This is a genomic window from Clostridium ragsdalei P11, from assembly GCF_001675165.1.
Taxonomy (GTDB): domain Bacteria; phylum Bacillota; class Clostridia; order Clostridiales; family Clostridiaceae; genus Clostridium_B; species Clostridium_B ragsdalei.
The window spans coordinates 384193-404565 of record NZ_LROS01000011.1; the positions used below are offsets into that span (position 1 = coordinate 384193).

The 20373-nt window shown below is 31.2% G+C and carries 15 protein-coding genes; 1 reads left to right on the forward strand and 14 read right to left on the reverse strand.

The genetic code is table 11. The annotated features are described in order from the left end of the window. Positions 1-171: 171 nt before the first annotated feature. From CLRAG_RS06770 to CLRAG_RS06835, 14 genes are all read right to left on the reverse strand, one after another. Complete coding sequence (locus CLRAG_RS06770; protein WP_065077689.1) at positions 172-1236, reverse strand: undecaprenyldiphospho-muramoylpentapeptide beta-N-acetylglucosaminyltransferase; 1065 nt, start codon at positions 1234-1236, stop codon at positions 172-174. Between the two features lie 180 nt (positions 1237-1416). Continuing rightward, on the reverse strand, positions 1417-1872 hold the full coding sequence (locus CLRAG_RS06775) for an arginine repressor (protein WP_065077690.1): 456 nt from the start codon (positions 1870-1872) through the stop codon (positions 1417-1419). A 56-nt stretch (positions 1873-1928) separates the two neighbouring features. After that, positions 1929-3704: a single-stranded-DNA-specific exonuclease RecJ gene (gene recJ / locus CLRAG_RS06780; protein ID WP_065077691.1), complete on the reverse strand. Its 1776-nt coding sequence runs from the start codon at positions 3702-3704 to the stop codon at positions 1929-1931. Between the two features lie 55 nt (positions 3705-3759). Then, the gene (locus CLRAG_RS06785) at positions 3760-4992 is read right to left on the reverse strand and encodes a M16 family metallopeptidase (protein ID WP_065077692.1); all 1233 of its coding nucleotides are present in this window, start codon (positions 4990-4992) and stop codon (positions 3760-3762) included. Between the two features lie 49 nt (positions 4993-5041). Then, positions 5042-5596, reverse strand: a complete 555-nt coding sequence (locus tag CLRAG_RS06790) for a DJ-1 family glyoxalase III (RefSeq protein ID WP_065077693.1) — start codon at positions 5594-5596, stop codon at positions 5042-5044. A 60-nt stretch (positions 5597-5656) separates the two neighbouring features. After that, positions 5657-6646, reverse strand: a complete 990-nt coding sequence (locus tag CLRAG_RS06795; RefSeq protein WP_065077694.1) for a lipoate--protein ligase — start codon at positions 6644-6646, stop codon at positions 5657-5659. A 680-nt stretch (positions 6647-7326) separates the two neighbouring features. Continuing rightward, the gene (locus CLRAG_RS06800; RefSeq protein WP_065077695.1) at positions 7327-10191 is read right to left on the reverse strand and encodes a DNA topoisomerase IV subunit A; all 2865 of its coding nucleotides are present in this window, start codon (positions 10189-10191) and stop codon (positions 7327-7329) included. 77 nt (positions 10192-10268) lie between these two features. Further along, complete coding sequence (locus CLRAG_RS06805) at positions 10269-12218, reverse strand: DNA gyrase/topoisomerase IV subunit B (protein ID WP_065077696.1); 1950 nt, start codon at positions 12216-12218, stop codon at positions 10269-10271. 165 nt (positions 12219-12383) lie between these two features. Next, entirely contained in the window at positions 12384-13757 is a 1374-nt protein-coding gene (locus tag CLRAG_RS06810) for a sensor histidine kinase (RefSeq protein ID WP_065077697.1), read from the reverse strand. Continuing rightward, positions 13748-14407: a response regulator transcription factor gene (locus CLRAG_RS06815; protein ID WP_065077698.1), complete on the reverse strand. Its 660-nt coding sequence runs from the start codon at positions 14405-14407 to the stop codon at positions 13748-13750. The genes CLRAG_RS06810 and CLRAG_RS06815 overlap by 10 nt, the downstream gene beginning before the upstream one ends. A 190-nt stretch (positions 14408-14597) precedes the next feature. Further along, positions 14598-15371: a lantibiotic immunity ABC transporter MutG family permease subunit gene (locus CLRAG_RS06820; protein ID WP_065077699.1), complete on the reverse strand. Its 774-nt coding sequence runs from the start codon at positions 15369-15371 to the stop codon at positions 14598-14600. 1 nt (position 15372) lies between these two features. Next, entirely contained in the window at positions 15373-16134 is a 762-nt protein-coding gene (locus CLRAG_RS06825; RefSeq protein WP_065077700.1) for a lantibiotic immunity ABC transporter MutE/EpiE family permease subunit, read from the reverse strand. A gap of 5 nt (positions 16135-16139) precedes the next feature. After that, positions 16140-16847 carry a lantibiotic protection ABC transporter ATP-binding protein gene (locus tag CLRAG_RS06830; RefSeq protein ID WP_065077701.1) on the reverse strand — a complete coding sequence of 236 codons (708 nt, stop codon included), beginning with the start codon at positions 16845-16847 and terminating at the stop codon, positions 16140-16142. Positions 16848-16992: 145 nt separating this feature from the next. Then, positions 16993-18141, reverse strand: coding sequence for a DEAD/DEAH box helicase (locus CLRAG_RS06835; RefSeq protein WP_065077702.1), 1149 nt, complete (start codon positions 18139-18141; stop codon positions 16993-16995). Positions 18142-18478: 337 nt separating this feature from the next. On the opposite strand from CLRAG_RS06835, the gene cooS reads away from it, so the two are divergent. Continuing rightward, positions 18479-20359 (forward strand): anaerobic carbon-monoxide dehydrogenase catalytic subunit, encoded by a 1881-nt coding sequence (gene cooS, locus CLRAG_RS06840; protein ID WP_065077703.1) that lies wholly within the window; start codon positions 18479-18481, stop codon positions 20357-20359. Positions 20360-20373: the final 14 nt, after the last annotated feature.

Genomic DNA, 20373 nt, shown 5'->3' on the forward strand with positions numbered 1-20373 from the left:
AAGACAGTTTTTTTAAGTTATTCTATAAACAGAGTTCTTGGCGTCAGATGGAGTTTTGACTCCATCTGACGCTTAGAAATCGTTATCCAGGTACGTAGCTGTTCTTTACTCCCATTTGAAGAAGGGGAGTATTAGAGCAGGTAGTCATCGGATAAATTTTTAGTATTAAACTTAAATACTGTATTTTTCTATTAAATTTATGATTTTACCTACTGCATCCTGTACAGGGCTTGCCTCCATATTATTTATATATTCATTTCTAGAACTATAGAGTTTAAAAATCCTATCTAAAAGTACCTGAGAAGTAAGTTCATCTTCCTGGAGGACCATACTATACCCACTTTTTTCAAAAGAAGCTGCATTTAAAATCTGATCTCCTCTACTAGATTTTTTAGACAGTGGAATTAGCAAGTTTGGCTTTTTCAAAGCAAGTAATTCAAATATTACATTTGCACCAGCCCTAGATATAACTATATCTGCTGCATTCATTATATGTGGCAGCTCTTCATTTATGTAATCAAACTGTACATATCCCTTTCTCTCCTTAAGGGACCTATCTAAATTTCCCTTTCCACATATGTGAACTATATTATAATTTTTCAAAAGCTCATTTAGTGAATTTCTAACTGTATTATTTATAAACGTAGAACCTAGACTTCCACCTATTATGAGAAGTACTGGTTTCTCATTATCAAATCCGCACATTCTCCTGCCTATTATTCTACTTCCATCTAGAAGTTCTTTCCTTATAGGAGTTCCTGTTAAAACTGAGTTATTGCCCTTTATGTTTTTTAAAGACTCTGGAAATGTAGCACAAATCTTAGTGCAATAAGGTGCAGACAATCTATTTGCAAGTCCGGGCGTTATATCTGATTCATGGGCAATGACAGGTACTTTATTTATATGTGCAGCAATTACTACAGGAACTGAAACAAATCCTCCTTTTGAAAATACTATATTGGGTTTTTCCTTTCTTATTATAAGTATAGCTTGAAGTATTCCCTTTAAAACTTTAAATGGATCAGTAAAATTCTTTATATCAAAATACCTTCGGAGTTTACCACTGGATATTATATGATACTCTATTTTTTGATCTTCTATTATTTTTCTTTCAATTCCATTTTCGGTTCCTATATACTGTATGTTATATCCTAGTTCTTTTAGTCTTGGAACTAAGGCCAGATTAGGTGTAACATGTCCAGCAGAGCCTCCACCTGTAAGTATTATTTTTTTCAAATTCTATTTCCTCCTCGTACAATTTTTCCAACTCTTAAATTTATTATAGTAATTATTTATACTTTGTACAACAATAGAAGCAACATACATATTTATGACTTAGGATTTTACATTATACGGAATCTAAAAAAAGAAAAGACCTATTTTACGAATTCACTTATACAGAAGAATATGTACTTTTCATTGATTAGAAATCATCTTTCTAATTTTTTCAGTCAAATTCAGGGCTGTTTTTTCATCTGTTGTTATTACAAATAATGTATTATTTCCAGCTACAGTGCCAATAACCCCATCGAAAGCCAAAGAGTCTGCAGCTTCTGCTGCTGCCTTGGCTGAACCAGATAAAGTTTTTATTACAACAAAATTTTTCATAGTTTGTACATCAATAACTGTTTGTGAAAATATAGCTACTATTTTATCAGGAAATAGTTTTCCTGTATGCCTTACAACAGAATATTTTGATTTTCCATTTTGGCCCACTACTTTTGTAATTTTTAATTTCTTTATATCTCTTGACACAGTGGCTTGAGTTACTTCTATTCCCGCACTCTTAAGCTCTTCTACTAGCTCCTCCTGTGTTTCTATATCCTTTGAATTAATAATTTCAAGTATTTTTGTATGTCTCGCAGTTTTCATATATAATCTCTCCATTTATCAATTTTAAAAAATATAAATCAAGTTTTATTTCTATTTTATGCTAATCTAAAATCTTTTAATATAAGCTGTATATTCTTATTTCCTTTATACTCATTAACAGAAGGCAAATATATAAAATCCATTTTTAGATTTTTAAAATCATTATTTAAAATTTTATAAGCTGCCCCACTTCCATAAGCTTTAAATACCAATTGTCTAAACTTTTCCCCTCCATCAAAAGATAGTGCATCAATTTTGTTTAAACTATTTTTCAGTCTGCAGAATAGTTTCAAAGTATTTTTGTCCTTACCTATGAAATAAATTCTGAATACATCCACATTTTTTTCTCCAAATACAGGTGTAGAATTTCCTTTACCAAAAGGCTCTAATCTCTTTATATCTTCTATCATTTTAAAAGATATGCTGTTTAAGGGAACCTGTTTATCTATTCTAATCTTAGGTATTATATCCTCATCTGTAAGTTTGCAATTTTTATTTAATCTATCTCTAAGTTTATCTATATTTTCTTCTTCTATAGACAACCCTGCTGCCAAAGGATGACCTCCAAATTGACACATTAGCTCCTTGCATTTTACAAGTTCTTCAAACATATTATAACCTTCAATAGATCTACCAGAGCCTTTAGAAAAATCTTTTCCATTAGTTATTACAATAGAAGGTACATTATATCTTTCTTTAAGCCTTCCTGCAACTATTCCTGCTATACTTTCATGTACTCCTTTTTCATATACCACAAGTACTTTGTCTTTTTTCAAATCTGACTTTTCAACTTTATCTATTATTTTATTTAGACTATCAATCGTCATATCCTGCCTATGAATATTTAATTCATGAAGTTTTTTGGCAAGTTCATGTGCCCTGTCCGGATCTTTACAAAGTAAAAGTTCCAGTGCTAAAACTGCACTTTCGAGTCTTCCCGTAGCATTTATACAAGGTCCGATTACAAATCCTATATGGTAAGAATTCAACATTTTATCTTCTAATGAAGTCTCTTTTATAAGTTCCCTTATTCCTAAGTTTTCTGTGTTATTTAACATTCCAAGGCCTTTTTTAGCTATAATTCTATTTTCACCTATGAGATCCACCACATCACATATAGTTCCAATAGCTGCATACTCTATAAATTTAAGTGCCTCTTCCTTTTTTATATTAAATTTATCATAAAGCACCTGAATAAATTTAAAAGCAACTCCTGCTCCACAAAGTTTTTTAAAAGGATATTTGCAATCTTGCTGTTTTGGGTCAATAACAGCATCTGCTTCAGGAATTAAAAATTTTCTTTTCCCATCTTCATCATCTGAAAAAGGTATATCATGATGGTCAGTTATGACTACCTGCATATTTAATTCCACAGCCCTTTTAATTTGATCCAGTGCTGAAATTCCATTGTCACAAGTTATTATAAGCTGTATTCCATCTTCTTTGAGTTTTTCTATACTATGAATATTTATTCCATAACCTTCTGTAATTCTGTCAGGAATATGATATTTTACCATAGCACCACACCTTAAAAGTCCACAGTATAATATATAAGTGCTCATTACTCCATCCACATCATAATCTCCATATACCGCTATATTTTTTCCCTCTTTTATAGCACTATATATTATATCCACGCCTCTTTCCATATCTTTCATGAGCAGCGGATTCTGGAGATCTCTCATGGATGGATTTATAAAACTTTTTATCTCTTCCTGTGTTTCTATTTCCCTATTTACAAGAATTGAAGCTACAACTTCACTTATCCCTGCCATTTTGGCAATAGCTTTTACATCTTTTTTACACCTTTTTAACATCCACTTTGCCTGCAATAACCACACCCCCTTTTTTAGTAATCAATTCACAATGCACAATTTGTGAATTGATTTAGTTTCCAGTTAAAATCTGTATAGAGGGTTTAACCATAACCTTGTTTGCAACTTCAATTATATCTTCTTCTTGGACATCATCTAAATTATATATATTTGAATAACCATCATATCTGCACCCTCTTTGCATAAGTTCAGAAGTAACAACTTCTTTACAAAATTCAATGGATCTTTCAAATTTTATTTCTCTCTTTAAATTTATACTTTTACTTAAAGCCTTTATTTTATCCTCAGTAAAATATTCTTTTAAACATTTCAATTTGTCTATTGTATCGGAAGTTATAGAAATTGCTTTTTTTACATTTTCAAAAGAAGTGCCCATGTTTATAGAAAGAAGTTTTATTCCCCTTTCATTTTTTATGCTGCTTCCAACTTCATAAGCCAGTGCATTTTCTGTCCTTATCTTATTAAAAAGAATACTATCTGTGCCTTGTCCAAGAGCAGCATTAAAAAGAAGCAGCGCTTTGAATTCCTTATGATTCAATTTTTGTATATCAAATATATATTGAATTTTAGCTCCAGTTATGCCTGGTACAATTTCTTCAAATACTCCAGTTCTCACTGGTTCGCACAAACTTTTTTCATGCACATATTTTTTAAAATCACTTTTCCATAATCCAAAATATGTGCTTATTATATCTATAATAAAATTAATATTTAAAGACGAACATACACAAATGGTACAATTTTCAGGAAAATAAAAGTCATCATAAAAACTTTTTATTTCATCTAAAGTAATTGATTCTATGCTGCTTTTATTACCTACTATAAGTTCTCTTATCCTTCTTTTTTTAAAGGAATTTCTAAAAAGAGTACTCTCACAATGCCTATACATATCATCTTCCCATTCCTTAATTTCCTGAAGTATTACATTTATCTCTTCTTTAAAACCTTTAGTTGAAAAAAGAGGATTCAAGAGCAAGTCGCTGTAAAGTTCAACTGCTCTTTCCAAATCCTCTGAGAGACAAGTACCATAGTAAATTGTATAGGGATAATTTGTCATAGCATTTTCAAATCCAAATATACTTTCAATTTCAAAATTTATCTGATTTTCACTTCTATTTTTACTTCCCTTAGATATAAGGTGTTCTACTGCATGAGCTGTACCTAAATGAAATTTTTTTTCTTCCTCTAATGCCCCTGCATTAAAACCTATACAGAGAGAAGTTAATTTTCCTGCTCTATATTCATATAACAATTTCAACCCATTATCTAGTATATATTCTTGCAAGTTTTGCCTCCATATGTATTTCATATTTTCTATTTACATTATAATACTGTTAAACTAAATTAAAAAGCATATCTTTCTTTAACTTTTCCAAAGTGTCCTTATCTGCTAAGTTTTCTAAAATTTTAAAGGCAAAATGCATAGCAGTGGCAGGGCCCCTACTTGTTATAATATTTCCATCTTGGACCACTACATCTTCACTATAGCTTACAGGTGCTATATCATTTTCATATCCTGGATAGGAAGTTACCTTTTTATTTTCAATAATACCTGCTTTTTTTAATACTATAGGTCCTGCACAAATAGCAGCTACTATCTTTTTAGAATTATTAAAGTCTTTTACAACTTGTATAACCTCACAGCTATCCCTCAAATTAGCTGCTCCAGGCATTCCACCAGGTATTATTAAAGCATCGTATTTATCCGTATCTGTTTTTTCTAACAGGCCGTTAGCTTTTACATGTATCTCATGGGTACCCATTACATCATCTTCCGAATTTATAGAACAAGTTATACAGTGTACCCCACCTCTCCTCAAAACATCTACACAAGTTAAAGCCTCTACTTCCTCAAAACCTCTTGCAAGTAAAACTATAGCCTTTTTCATAATACAATCACCTCAAATAAATTATAACACAGTATTAAATTGATAATTATACATGTAAAATTATAAAAACAATTTCATAAAGTCATCATTAGTTAGTTTTAAAACATACTTTGACACATCATTTTTTTCTATAATACTTTTTATCTCTGCAATATTAAACTTTTTATCAATAAATAGATCTTCCATTTCCTTTATAGGATTTTCCTCAAAGAAATCTCCCTCTACTTTAAATTCCTTCATTATTCCATCAATTACATTTACCTTTACACATATACTTCCTGCATCAAATCTCATTTCTTTATTATAATTAAACTTAGGAGATTTTCCAAAATTCCATTCCCAGGTGCCATACTTATTGTCAACAAGTTCATTTATCTTTTTCGTATCTTCCTCACTTAAAACATAATTTTTAGGATTTTCTTTTCTGCTTTCAAAAAAACACTGAATTAACATATCTTTAAATTTTATAAGTGATAATCCCTTATCAATATTTTCACTTATATTTGTAACTCTGCTTTTTACTGATTTTATTCCCTTAGATTCAAATTTTTCTTTTTTTACTTTTAATGCCTTTGACAATATAGTTAAATCACTTGAAAATAAAATCGTTCCGTGATGCAATAACTTTTCCTTATGAAAATACTGTGAATTACCAGAAAACTTTTTTCCATCTATTAAAATGTCATTTCTGCCGCTGAAAGTTGCTTTAACTCCCAGCTTATTTAGACAGGATACTACTGGCAGTGAAAAGAAAGAGAAATCGTTTTTATGCAGTTTGGATTTATTTTTTATTATAGTAAAATTCAAATTGCCAAGATCATGGTATACTGCGCCTCCACCAGACAATCTTCTCACAACTTTAATATTGTTTTTATCTACATATTCCAGATTTAATTCTTCATAAGTATTTTGATTTTTACCAACTACTATAACTGGTTCATTCTGCCACAATATTAATATATCTTCTCCTAAATCTTTATATTTCACAAAATACTCCTCAAGGGCAAGGTTAAAATATGGATTATTTGAATTATTAACAACGTTTATCATTATTTTTTCTCCTTTTCGCATATGTAATACATAATGATTTCTAGATTGAAAAGTAATTTATTCTCCGAATATTTTTACAACCTTCAGCCCGTTAAATATTTTGATAAGTCTAAGTAAAAAATTCTAAGCTTTTTACAAATTTTTTACTAAGGCTTATATACAAAATATTTAAATGTGCTTCATTATTGTAAAAATATATCTACGCATAAATTTACTTTTAAATAGAATACCTATTTAATATTTTTTTACTATAACTCAATTATACTATATATAGTTTATTAGTGAAAAGTTGAGTATTTAATATTTTATTTTAAAACTCACAGAAAAGAGCCATACTTTAAAAGAACCAGTTATGTTAGTTTAAAGTAAGACTCTCTTTAAATTTGGCAGTTTAAAAATATTGCAAAGCAATATTTTCAATTAATAGTTAAGAATGAAGAATTAATAGTTAATGTGGATTTTTTTTCGTTACACTACAAAAAATCTTTGATTAAGATTTTCACCATTTGTTTTGCTAAACCAAAACATTACTAAGAGCTGACTTATATAATTTAAAGATTTTTTGCGATAGCTAAAAATCATCCTTCACTATTAATTTTTCATTATTAATTCTTAACTTGCGAAGCTTTGCTTCGCATTATTTTTATATTAAGTTAATTTCATGTTCGAAAGTTAAGTAATTAATAAACCTTTTTAACCTTATCATCCATAACTATGAGCATAATGCTTTTGCCCCTTCCTGCTCTATTTTGAAGGACCACATCTTTTAAATTTATCTGCTCTTTGTTTCCTTTTTCAGAAATTAGGTTTAGCTTATAATCTTTGCTATCATTACCATCTATAAGAAAACAATATGATACCTTATCATCTTCCTTTAAACTTATAGCTGTAACACCTGCAGCTAATTTTCCCATAGTATTTACGGTGTTTGCTTTAAACTTTATTCCCATTCCTCTTTCAGTTATTAAAAATATTTCTATTTCTTCCTTGTCACTGTATTCTACATTTACAAGAGAATCTTTTTTATCCTTAAATTTATAAGCAGTAGAACATCCAGCAACCTGTTTAAATTCCATTAATGCTGTCTTTTTTACCATACCATATTGGGTAAAAAAGTATACATATCCACAATCAAAGTTTTCCACAGAAATTATCTTTAATATGTTACCTACGTCTATATTCTTCATAAATACCTTAATATCTATGCCACTATTATCTACATTCTGAAGCATAAAAGCAGGTATAGAAAAAACTTCTCCATCTAATGTAAATATCAATATGTAACTTGAAGAATTAGTAAACACACTTTTAGAAGATTTTCCTGAATTTAAAACTTTAATTATTCCAGACTTATTTACGTTTATATAAAACTCTTTATATTCTGGCTCTGTTGAAAAATCCATCTTTACTGCAAAACCTTCTCCTTGTAATGTAACAAGTGGTGTAGTAACTATATTTCTATCTTCTAAATTAAGTTCTGGACTTCTTACAGTAAACTCAAGTCCGGATTTAGTTTCTACTTTTATAAATTCTACATTTGCACTTCTATCAACAAGTTCTACCCCTATAAGTTTTTCCTCATTTTTTAATTTTAATGCCATAAGTTTTGTATAATTTGTGACGAATGACTCAATTCCTGTTCTCTTTATTCCACCAATGCTAGTAAAAAATACAAAATCCTTTTGCAAATTAAAATCTTTTATACTATATACTGAAGTTATATGATTTTCTTCTAAATTAATTCCCTTTATTAAATTATCCAGCTTTTCTCCTTTTTCCTTCCACTTAAACTCAGGAATATCCATTCCTCTAATCCTATACATATCACCGGAATCTGTAAAGAACATAAGGGTATCTTTTGTGCTGGAATTTATAAAATACTCGTTAAAATCTCCTTCTCTATATTCTATATCTTCGACTTTTCCACTAGATCGATTATAACTTTTTAAAGAGGTCCTCTTTATGTATCCCTCTTTTGACATAGTGATAACTATATCTTCATCTATTATAATTTCATCTACATCTATTTTTGCCTTTTCATCTTCTTCAACGATAGCAGTTCTTCTATCGTCCCCATACTTTTCTCTAACTTCAATAAGTTCCTTTTTTATAACTTTAAGAATTTCCTTCTCACTTTCCAATATTTTAGTAAGTTTTTTTATAACTTTCAAAAGTTTCTCATGTTCTTTTTCAAAAGAGTCTATTTCAAGTCCAGTAAGCCTGTACAGCATAAGCTCCAATATAGCCTCCGCCTGCGGGTATGTAAAATCAAACTGTTCCATAAGATTTGAAGCGGCATCTTTTTTCGATTTAGAACTTCTAATAGTCTTTATAATTTCATCCATTATACCTAGAGCTTTTATAAATCCCTCTACAATATGAAATCTCTTTTTTGCTTCTTCCAACTCCATTTTAGTTCTCTTTGTTATGATTTCCTTTTGGTATTCCACATAATATTTCAATATGAGTTTTAACCCCATAGTTATTGGCTTTCCATCTCCTAATGCTACCATGTTAAAAGATATATTGCATTGAAGATCCGTTTTCTTCAGTAAATATTTTAAAATCTTCTGAGCCAATTTCATATCTGTAGATTTTTTAAATTCTATTACTGCTCTTATACCACTTCTATCAGATTCATCTCTTATGTCTGATATAGGCTCTAGTGCCCTTGCATACCTTTTGTCTGCAGTCATTTCAGAAATTACCTGAAGTAATTTTGCCTTACTCCTTCTATAAGGGAACTCTGTAATAACTATTCCAAGTCTTCCGCTGTCCAATTTTTCTATGGAAGTCTTAGCTCTTAGTGTAACTTTTCCTTCACCCGTTTCATAGGCTGAAATCATAGACTTCTTACCTATAATTATTCCTCCTGTAGGTAAATCCGGTCCTTTTATGTAATTCATAAGTTCTTCTACAGTTATATCTCTATTATCAATATATGCTACAGTCGCATCTATTACTTCTTTTAAATTATGTGGGGGTATGTTAGTGGCAAGACCTACTGCTATTCCAAAAGCTCCATTTACAAGTAAGTTGGGATATCTTGCAGGAAGAACTTCCGGTTCCTTTTCAGATCCAGAATAATTGTCCACCATATTTACTACACCCTTTTCTATGTCTCTTATCATTTCCATAGCAATAGGTGTAAGTCTTGCTTCTGTATAACGCATAGCAGCTGCATTATCTCCATCCTGACTTCCCCAATTTCCATGACCATCTATAATTGGCATCCTAGTTGTAAAATCCTGGGCTAGTATTACCATGGCGTCATATACGGAAGTATCTCCATGAGGATGATATTTTCCAAGAATGTCTCCTACTATCCTGGCAGACTTATAATACGGTTTGTCTGGAAACGCTTTTAACATATATGAACCATATATTATCCTTCTATGTACAGGTTTTAAACCATCCCTGACATCAGGAAGTGCCCTATCCTTTGCCACTTCTACTGCATAAGGAAGATAATTGTCCGGCATAGCTTCTTCTATAGGAATTTTTATTATATTATTATCTTTTGGAATTACTGTGTTCTTAACCAAATCCATTTCCTCCGATTCTTTCACTTTAGGCTATAGGCTATCTAATAAAATTTCATTAACTGCGAATTGTGCATAATCTAAAATTGTGCATATTTATACATATATTTTTTCCTAGGTGCAACTACATCTCCCATTAAAAGTGATACCATCTTTTCAGCTTTAGCAGCATCATCTATAGTTATTTGCTGCAGTGTTCTCGTTTCAGGATTTAAAGTAGTTTCCCAGAGCTGGTCTGGATTCATTTCACCAAGTCCTTTGTATCTCTGTACAAGCACACCTTTTCCTATTTGCTTTTTTGCATCTGGCAGTTTCTCATCACTATATGCATACTTAATTACCTCTTTACCTTTATTCTGCTTATATACTTTATAAAGGGGCGGCAGTGCTATATAAAGGTGGCCATTTGAAATGAGCTGTCTCATATATCTATATATATAAGTCATCCAAAGGGATCTTATATGATATCCATCTACATCTGCATCACTTAAAATTATAATTTTATCATATCTTAAATCACTTTCATTATAATTTTCAAGTATTCCAGTACCTATAGCAGTATTAAATATCTTAAGTTCTTCACTTCCAAGGACGTTTTCAAGCTTCTGTTTTTCCGTATTCATAATTTTACCCTTAGAAGGCATTATAGTCTGAAATCTTCTATCTCTAGCCTGTTTTGCAGAGCCTCCGGCAGAATCACCTTCAACTACTATAAATTCACATTTTGAAGAATCCTTTAATGTGCATACAGCAACTTTTCCTGCAAGAGGAGCTGCACCTTTACCTATCTTTTTCTTTTCCGCATCATTTATCTTTTTTATCTTCTCTCTTCTTGCCGCAGCATGAAGAGCATTATTTATTATAGCAGATGCTATTTCTTTATTATCTTCTATCCATTCTGAAAGCTTTGTATAGGCAAGATCATTCATCATAGTATAGGCTTCCGTATTTCCAAGCTTTGTCTTGGTTTGACCTTCAAATATAGGATTAGTTATTTTTATCTTAACTATAGCTGTCATCCCTTCTCTTAAGTCGTCCCCTTCAAATTCCTTATCTTTTTCTTTCAGTAAATTTAATTTTTTAGCCCACTCTTTGAAAGCCCTGGTCATACCTGTTTTAAATCCACTTTCATGAGTTCCTGATTCTGTAGTAGGAATATTATTTACATAACTTGCTATATGGTAGGTAGTAGAATCCGTAAACTGCATGCACACCTCTCCATACATACTTAAATCATTTATCTTTCTTTCTCCTTCAAATAATATTGGATCTTTATGAATAGGTGTTTTACTCTCATTTAAATAATCTATAAAATCTAGAAGTCCCCTTTCCGAATGGTACTCCCTTTCTATACTTTCTTCTCCAGTATTATCAATTAATTTTAAAGTTATACCTTTATTTTGGAAGGCCAACTCTTTTAACCTTTCATCTATTACATCAATTTTAAAATCAATTGTAGAAAATACTTTGTTGTCAGGCATAAAGGTTACTTTTGTACCAGTATCACTTGTATCTCCTATTACTTTAATAGCTGTTACTGGTGTACCTGGCATATTTTTTTTCACTGATTTATCATAGGCATATTCAAATCTTTGTTTATATATATGTCCATTTTGCTTGACTTCTACTTCCATCCAAGTAGACAGAGCATTCACTACTGCTGCCCCTACACCATGGAGACCTCCTGAAGTCTTGTATACTGAATTATTGAATTTTCCTCCTGTATGAAGTTCGGTAAACACCATTTCCACTCCATTTTTTTTCTTTACAGGATGAAGTCCAGTAGGTATTCCTCTTCCATTATCCTGCACAGACACGCTGCCATCCTTGTTTAAGGTAACATATGACCTATCTCCAAATCCATTGGAAATTTCATCTATAGCATTGTCCAAAAGCTCCCATATGCAATGATGGAGACCTTTACTGCCAGTTGATCCTATGTACATTCCCGGTCTAACACGTACTGGTTCAAGTTTCTCCAATGAAGTTAAGGAGTTTACATCATAGACATTTCTTTCTTTGCCCTCCATAAAATTTCCCCTTTCAAATATTTATATTCATAATTAATAATTCTATATTTCCATCATATTTACGAAAAAAAACCTTCTCGAAAAAGAAGGTAGTTAACTTCAAAATTATTATATAAGTAATATTTAAATTATGCAAATTTATTTTCAAAAAATGTCATATAAATTTCATTCTAGTGGAACTTGAAGAGTGATTTGCCCTCCTCCTGTAATAGGTGAATTTCCTATATACATATCTCCTTTATGTTGCTTTAATATAGAATAGGCAATAAATAATCCCATGCCATAATGTGTTTTAGAGGTTCTACTGTTATCACCCATATAAAATTGTGCTGCAGCAAATTTAATGTCTTTATTTGAAAAGCCATTACCACTATCAGTAACGGTAAAGCATATGTTATCCTGAAAACCTGCGGCTTTAAAATAAATTTTACTATTATCTGGTGAGTAATCCACGCCATTAGAAATGACATTCATAATTGCTCTATATAGTAAACTTTCATCAATTATAATTTCTTGCGGCAAACACTCTTCCTCAAATTCAACTTGTAACTTTTTTGTACATGCAAGTGCATTTAATTGATTATGAATATTTTCTACAAACTTTCCTGTATTCACTTTACTTAGCTGTATGCAAAAGCCTTCTTCTGCTCTAGATAATTCAATAAGTGTTTTTATATATTTCTCAATTTGATTAGAATTTTTATGAATAAATGCTGTATATTCCTTCTGTTCCTCATTTAAAGGTGAATCTATTAATAATTCTGCATTGCCCTTAATAACCGCAAGGGGTGTTTTTATATCATGGGCAAGAGCTGAAATCTGCTTTCTTTTATCCTGTTCAATATGCCACTGCTCTTTTAGGGATTTTTTTAATTCCTCTTTCATATCTGACAGTGACAATAAAACACTGTCAAATTCTTTTATCCTTGAATGAGTTATCTCAAAATCCAAATCCTGTTCTTTAATTTTTTCTGATACTTCAAGTAAGGGATTTAACTGCTTTTTTAGCTTTCGTGCATAAAGCGTTGAAATTATAAAAATAATGGTAACAAATAAAAAAATATACACCAAAACAAACATTCCTTGAGGATTAGGTAAATTACTATTTAAAAAGTCAGAACTGTACCTCATTATGATATAATACTGAAGTATGCATAAACCATCTTTTCTTTGTATGATATAATACTGTTTCGTCGCCCAATGGTTATTATACCCCTGCCCCCTTGCATACCTTTTTGCTTCGTCTAAATCTTTAGAATTTAAATCTGTTTTAACTACTCTATAACTTTTATCGAAAACAACAAATTTGCATCCTTTAGGGATCATATTTTCTGTTATAGTCTGTGCTGATTGAAGTTTAGATTTTACATTTGAGGCTAGATTTTCACTATAATTTGCAGGTAAAAATACGTTAGCCTTTATAAGCAAAAAAACAAATTCAAGATACAATGCTGAAACAATAATAAATGTAATAGCTAACGTTATTAGATATCTAAAAAAAATTCTTCTCATTGTAACTGGTTTTTTATTTATTCCCATCTATAGCCAATCCCCCAAACCGTTTTAATTGGAGATAAATCAAAAATAGCAAGCTTTGCCCTTATATTTTTTATATGCTCTGCAATACCTGAGCTGTCACTTTCCCTTTCATATCCGTATACAGCTTCGTAAATTTGCTCTTTTGTAAAAACCTGTCCCTTACTGCGTACAAGAAATTCACAAATAGCATATTCACTTTTTGTCATAGGCACCTTTTTATCTTCTATAATAATTTCCTTACTTGCCAAATTGAATTTCATACCAGAGATAGAAATCATATTGTGCTTTTCTCTTTTTTCTCTTCTCAGATGGGCATTTACTCTAGCACGAAGTTCTCCTGTACTAAAAGGTTTTTTTATATAATCATCCCCACCTATTCCAAATCCAAACATTACGTCATTTTCCATAGTTTTAGCAGTTAAAAACAAGATTGGACAGTCTACTATATCACGAATTTTCTCACATAATTCAAAGCCATCTATATCTGGCATCATAACATCCAATAAAATAAGATCATATTTTGCGTACTCATTAAGCAGAATTTTTTTTGGATTATTGACAATTGTAACAACATGTCCATCTTTCGCAAGAACATTTTTTACAAGTACTAAAATGTCCTCTTCATCATCTATTACAAGAATCTTGGCCATAGCTATCCCCCTCAAATTAGTTAAGAATTAATAATGAAAAGTTAATAGTGAAGGATGATTTTTAGCTATCGCAAAAAATCTTTAAATTTATATAAATCAGCAAAAGCTTAATCAAAGATTTTTTGTAGTGTAACGAAAAAAAATCCACATTAACTATTAATTCTTCATTCTTAACTATTAATTAAAAATATTATTCATCACACTTGCGTCCTTCCCAAAAATTAAACCATAAAAGTTGCAGCATCAATATTCCCAAAGTATATGCACCTGTAATACACGATGCTTTTTGAATATTATATAAAAGATAAGGAATTTCTTTATGCATAGCTGCAGACATAAAATTCAAAGTAGCAAAATCACAAAACCTTACACCCCATGCCCAGGGAAGATACATCCAGCATCTATCTCCCAGTCCTGTAATCATTAGCGCAGCAATGAGCATACCTGCAATTCCTAGAAAAATAGATGCTCCTCTGCCAAACTTTAAACTGACAAAAAAACTTAATACATAAATAAATATATTACTAAAAATAAGCCATCCAAACGCCTGAAAATATAATAAATAAGGAATGTTGGATACATGTAAAAACAATTTTAATCCAAAAAGTACTATAGCAAGAGCTAAAAATAGTGAAAGCATTCCCATAAAAATTAAGGTAATCAGCTTACTTAAACATGAAATACTTCTTGACTTTGTGCTGCCGAGCAGCACTTGAAATTGACCTGCTTGTTCTTCCTGTGAAACAACCATGCTGCAAATTATTCCAATTAGAAGTGGAAAAACCATGCCAAGTAATTCAAAATAAAGTACGTGCTTCTCAATAGTCTCTACCTTGTTAAATAAATTGTAACAGACCAGAAAAAATAATGCACCTATTATCGGAATTACAATGTGAATCCAAAATATTTGAGTATGTTTTAACTTTTGAAAGTCAGCCCGTAAAGCTCTAAATAGTGATAACATTTTATACTACCTCCTGATTTTTAAACCAACTTGATGTAATAGTAAGCAGCACAATAAATAGTAGAATAGATAACACAATTCCTACAGGAATAACACCCGGGTTAAGCATTGTATCTTTTCCTACTGGCAGCTGTCCATTTGGAAGTATACCAAGTATAGGACACATAAGACGACTCGTCCAACTATACGGACATATCCACCAGATGGATTTCACAGCCATTGCTCCATTAAGGCCTATACCTACTGCAACATTTAAAATAACCGGTACAAAAAATCCAAATTTCTTAGCTAAAAATAGACAAAGTGGAATTTGCCATAGTGACGTTATTGCAATAACAATAGCTGCTGTAATTGCATTTATACCTGGAATAGTAACTATAGAACTTAAAGCAAAACTTGAAATAACTTTTGGCAAAACATATTTTCCTACTATACCAACTCCTAACACCAAAAGAATACAAGAAAATAAAACATAAACAGCTATAAGAATAACTTTTGAAACCCAAACTTTTTTTAAATCAATAGGCATAGAGAAAATAGCTCTATATTTAATTTTCTTCTCTTCTTTTTGATTTACAAGTGCGCAAAAAAGTGAAACACCTCCCGGCAGCATAAGCATGTACCACCAATTAAATGTATTTAATTGATAATAAACTCCTGTCATAAAGCCAAAAAAAAGTGTGACAATTGGGAAAATCAAAACAAGTTTTTTAGTCATTGTCCTTTTTAACTTTAAGTTCTCTGCCTTCAAATATGAACTCATTTTAATTACCTCATTTCCCTTTTAGATTTTTTAACTACTTCCATGAAGAGTGATTCTAGATCCTCACCCGGATTAATTTTTGCTTCATATCCTAAAATTCCATTACTAATAATTCCAATGTGATCTGCAATAAGCTCTACCTCAGACAATATGTGGCTAGATAAAATAACTGTTATACCCTGCTCTGGAAAAGAACGAATAAGATTTCTCAAATCTTGAATACCAATAGGATCTAGTCCGTTAGTAGGCTCATCTAAAATTAAAAGCTTAGGGTGATTAAGTAGTGCAATGGCAATTCCAAGTCTCTGCTTCATACCCATGGAAAATTGACCTGCACGCTTTTTCCCTGTATCTGTTAAATCAACCGTTTGGAGTACTTCATCAATACGTGATTCCTTAAGTCCAAGTAGTGTAGTTCTGACCTTTAGATTTTCCCTTGCAGTTAAATTCTCATATAGTGGAGGAGCTTCAATTAGTGCTCCAATATCCTTTAAATCTTTTCTGCTCCAGGGATGTCCTTCAAAAATAATTTCACCTGAAGTTTTCTTAAGTATCCCTGTAATCATTTTTAATGTAGTAGATTTTCCGGCACCATTAGGGCCAAGCAATCCATAAACGGAATTTTCTTTTATTGCAAGTGAAATATTATTTGCCGCTAGCTGTCCTTTAAAATTTTTGCATAAATTTTTTGTTTGTAAAATATATCTTTCCATCTTTATAAATCCTCCCTTATCAATTCATGCTAATTGTAAATACTAATTTTAAGGATTTTATAAGGATTTAAAAAAATGATCCCAGCAATTTTTTATCACTGAGATCATTTTTTGCAAGCTTTAATATACTTAATAACCCTTTTTCTTATATATGCTCTATTATTTTCCCTTTGTACATATCTTTTAAAGCTATTTTTATATTAAATGCCTTTTCATACTGTTTTAATAATTTCTGCTCTTTATTTGTAATTATGCATATAGACGTACCTTCCTTGCCAGCTCTTGCTGTTCTCCCTGATCTATGTAAATAATTGTCGGCATCTTCTGGTATATCATAACTGAAAACATAATCTACATCCTCTATATCAAGTCCTCTTGCTGCTATATCTGAAGCTACTAATAAATTAATTTTACCTAATTTAAAACTTTCTAAAGCTCTTTTACGCACTTTCTTGTCTTCAGCTCCATATATAGCTTCTGCTCTTAATTTATGATATTTTAATTTTTCTGTAAGCATTTCTATTTCATCTGGCTTATTTACAAATACAATGGCCCTCTTCGGATTTAATATATGTACAAGTTTCCTTAGAATTAATATTTTATCTCTTCTTTCACACATAAAACACATGTGCTTTATGTTTTCATTCATAGAAGTTGTTTGTTCTGCCTTTATAAATTTGTAATCTTTCATTAAGTCCCTTGCTATATCTAAAGTTCTATCATCTATTGTAGCTGAAAAAAACATTAATTGTCTTTCTCTTAATGTAGTTTTTATTATAGCTTTAACATCGTTTATGTTGTTCTTATCTAGAAGTTTATCTGCTTCATCTACTACAATGGTCTTGATATTATGCGATTTTAGTTTTTTCATTTTAATAAGTTGAAGTATTCTTCCTGTAGAACCCACTACTATATGCGGCTTTTCACTTTTTAAAATTTCCACCTGTCTTTTTATATTTACATTTCCTATTATAGCTGCAGACCTAACTGGAATACCTGAATTGTTAGCTAAATTTTTTATTACATTATGTATTTGAATTGCAAGTTCATGTGTGGGTGCAAGTATATATGCCTGAACATCTTTACTTTCAAAATCAATTTTTTGAAATATAGGAACAATATAAGCTAACGTTTTTCCGCTGCCTGTTTCTGATTCTCCTACTACATCTTTACCTAAAAGAGCTTCTGGAATGGCCTTATACTGTATTTCTGCAGCATATTCAATGCCTTCTTTTTTTAGTCCTTCTGTTATTTCTCCATTTATACCTAATTCATTAAACAAAACTTTTGTCATATGTTTTTCTCCTTAATTTTTAATACTTCTATTCTTCTATTATATCAATATAGAATAATTTTCAATCAAATAAGAATTATTTTATATTTTATATTGACAAGGAAACCGAAAAGGTTTATATTATTGTTATTGGATAACAATTATTTTTTAGTTAGTTGTACTTGTAAATAAATAGTATTAATTAATACTATTAAACTATTACAGTTTTTGATTCTTAGTATAAGTATTCTTAGTATCTTTAGCACTTAGAATACGTTATCCTTTAGGAGAATAATCCTAATCAGTAATTTTAATAATTTAATAGTATACTTAAATAGTATAGTTTGGAGGTTTTATTATGTCAAATAACAAAATTTGTAAGTCAGCAGATAAGGTACTTGAAAAGTTTATAGGTTCTCTAGATGGTGTAGAAACTTCTCATCATAGGGTAGAAAGCCAAAGTGTTAAATGTGGTTTTGGTCAGCTAGGAGTCTGCTGTAGACTCTGTGCAAACGGTCCCTGCAGAATAACACCTAAAGCTCCAAGAGGAGTATGTGGTGCTAGTGCTGATACCATGGTTGCAAGAAACTTTCTTAGAGCTGTAGCTGCCGGCAGTGGATGTTATATCCATATAGTCGAAAATACAGCTAGAAACGTAAAATCAGTAGGTGAAACCGGCGGAGAGATAAAAGGAATGAATGCTCTCAACACCCTAGCAGAAAAACTTGGTATAACAGAATCTGACCCACATAAAAAAGCTGTACTAGTAGCTGATGCCGTATTAAAGGACTTATACAAACCAAAATTCGAAAAAATGGAAGTTATAAATAAATTAGCTTATGCACCTAGACTAGAAAATTGGAACAAATTAAATATAATGCCTGGCGGTGCAAAATCAGAAGTTTTTGATGGTGTAGTAAAAACTTCTACAAATCTAAACAGCGACCCTGTAGATATGCTTCTAAATTGTTTAAAACTTGGAATATCCACTGGGATTTACGGACTTACCCTTACAAATTTATTAAATGACATAATTTTAGGTGAACCTGCTATAAGACCTGCAAAAGTTGGTTTTAAAGTTGTAGATACGGATTATATAAATTTGATGATAACAGGCCACCAGCACTCCATGATTGCCCACCTTCAAGAAGAACTTGTAAAACCTGAAGCTGTAAAAAAAGCCCAAGCAGTTGGTGCTAAAGGATTCAAACTAGTTGGATGTACCTGTGTCGGACAGGATTTACAGTTAAGAGGTAAATACTATACTGATGTTTTCTCCGGTCATGCAGGAAATAACTTTACAAGTGAAGCCTTAATAGCAACTGGAGGTATAGATGCAATAGTATCTGAATTTAACTGTACTCTTCCTGGCATCGAGCCAATAGCTGATAAGTTCATGGTTAAAATGATATGCCTAGATGACGTTTCTAAAAAATCAAATGCAGAATATGTAGAATACTCTTTTAAAGATAGAGAAAAAATAAGCAACCATGTTATAGATACGGCTATTGAAAGTTATAAGGAAAGAAGATCTAAAGTTACAATGAATATTCCTAAAAACCATGGCTTTGATGACGTCATAACAGGTGTAAGTGAAGGTTCCTTAAAATCCTTCTTAGGCGGAAGTTGGAAACCTCTTGTAGACTTAATTGCTGCTGGAAAAATTAAAGGTGTTGCTGGAATAGTAGGTTGTTCAAACTTAACTGCCAAAGGTCACGATGTATTTACAGTAGAACTTACAAAAGAACTCATAAAGAGAAATATAATTGTACTTTCTGCAGGTTGTTCAAGTGGTGGACTTGAAAATGTAGGACTTATGTCTCCAGGAGCTGCTGAACTTGCAGGAGATAGCTTAAAAGAAGTATGTAAGAGCCTAGGTATACCACCTGTACTAAATTTTGGTCCATGTCTTGCTATTGGAAGATTGGAAATTGTAGCAAAAGAACTAGCAGAATACCTAAAAATAGATATTCCACAGCTTCCACTTGTGCTTTCTGCACCTCAATGGCTTGAAGAACAAGCATTGGCAGATGGAAGTTTTGGTCTTGCCCTTGGATTACCACTTCACCTTGCTATATCTCCTTTCATTGGTGGAAGCAAAGTGGTAACAAAAGTTTTATGTGAAGATATGGAAAATCTAACAGGCGGCAAGCTTATAATAGAAGACGATGTAATAAAAGCTGCAGATAAATTAGAAGAAACCATACTTGCAAGAAGGAAAAGCTTAGGTCTTAATTAAAATTTAGAGGGTGA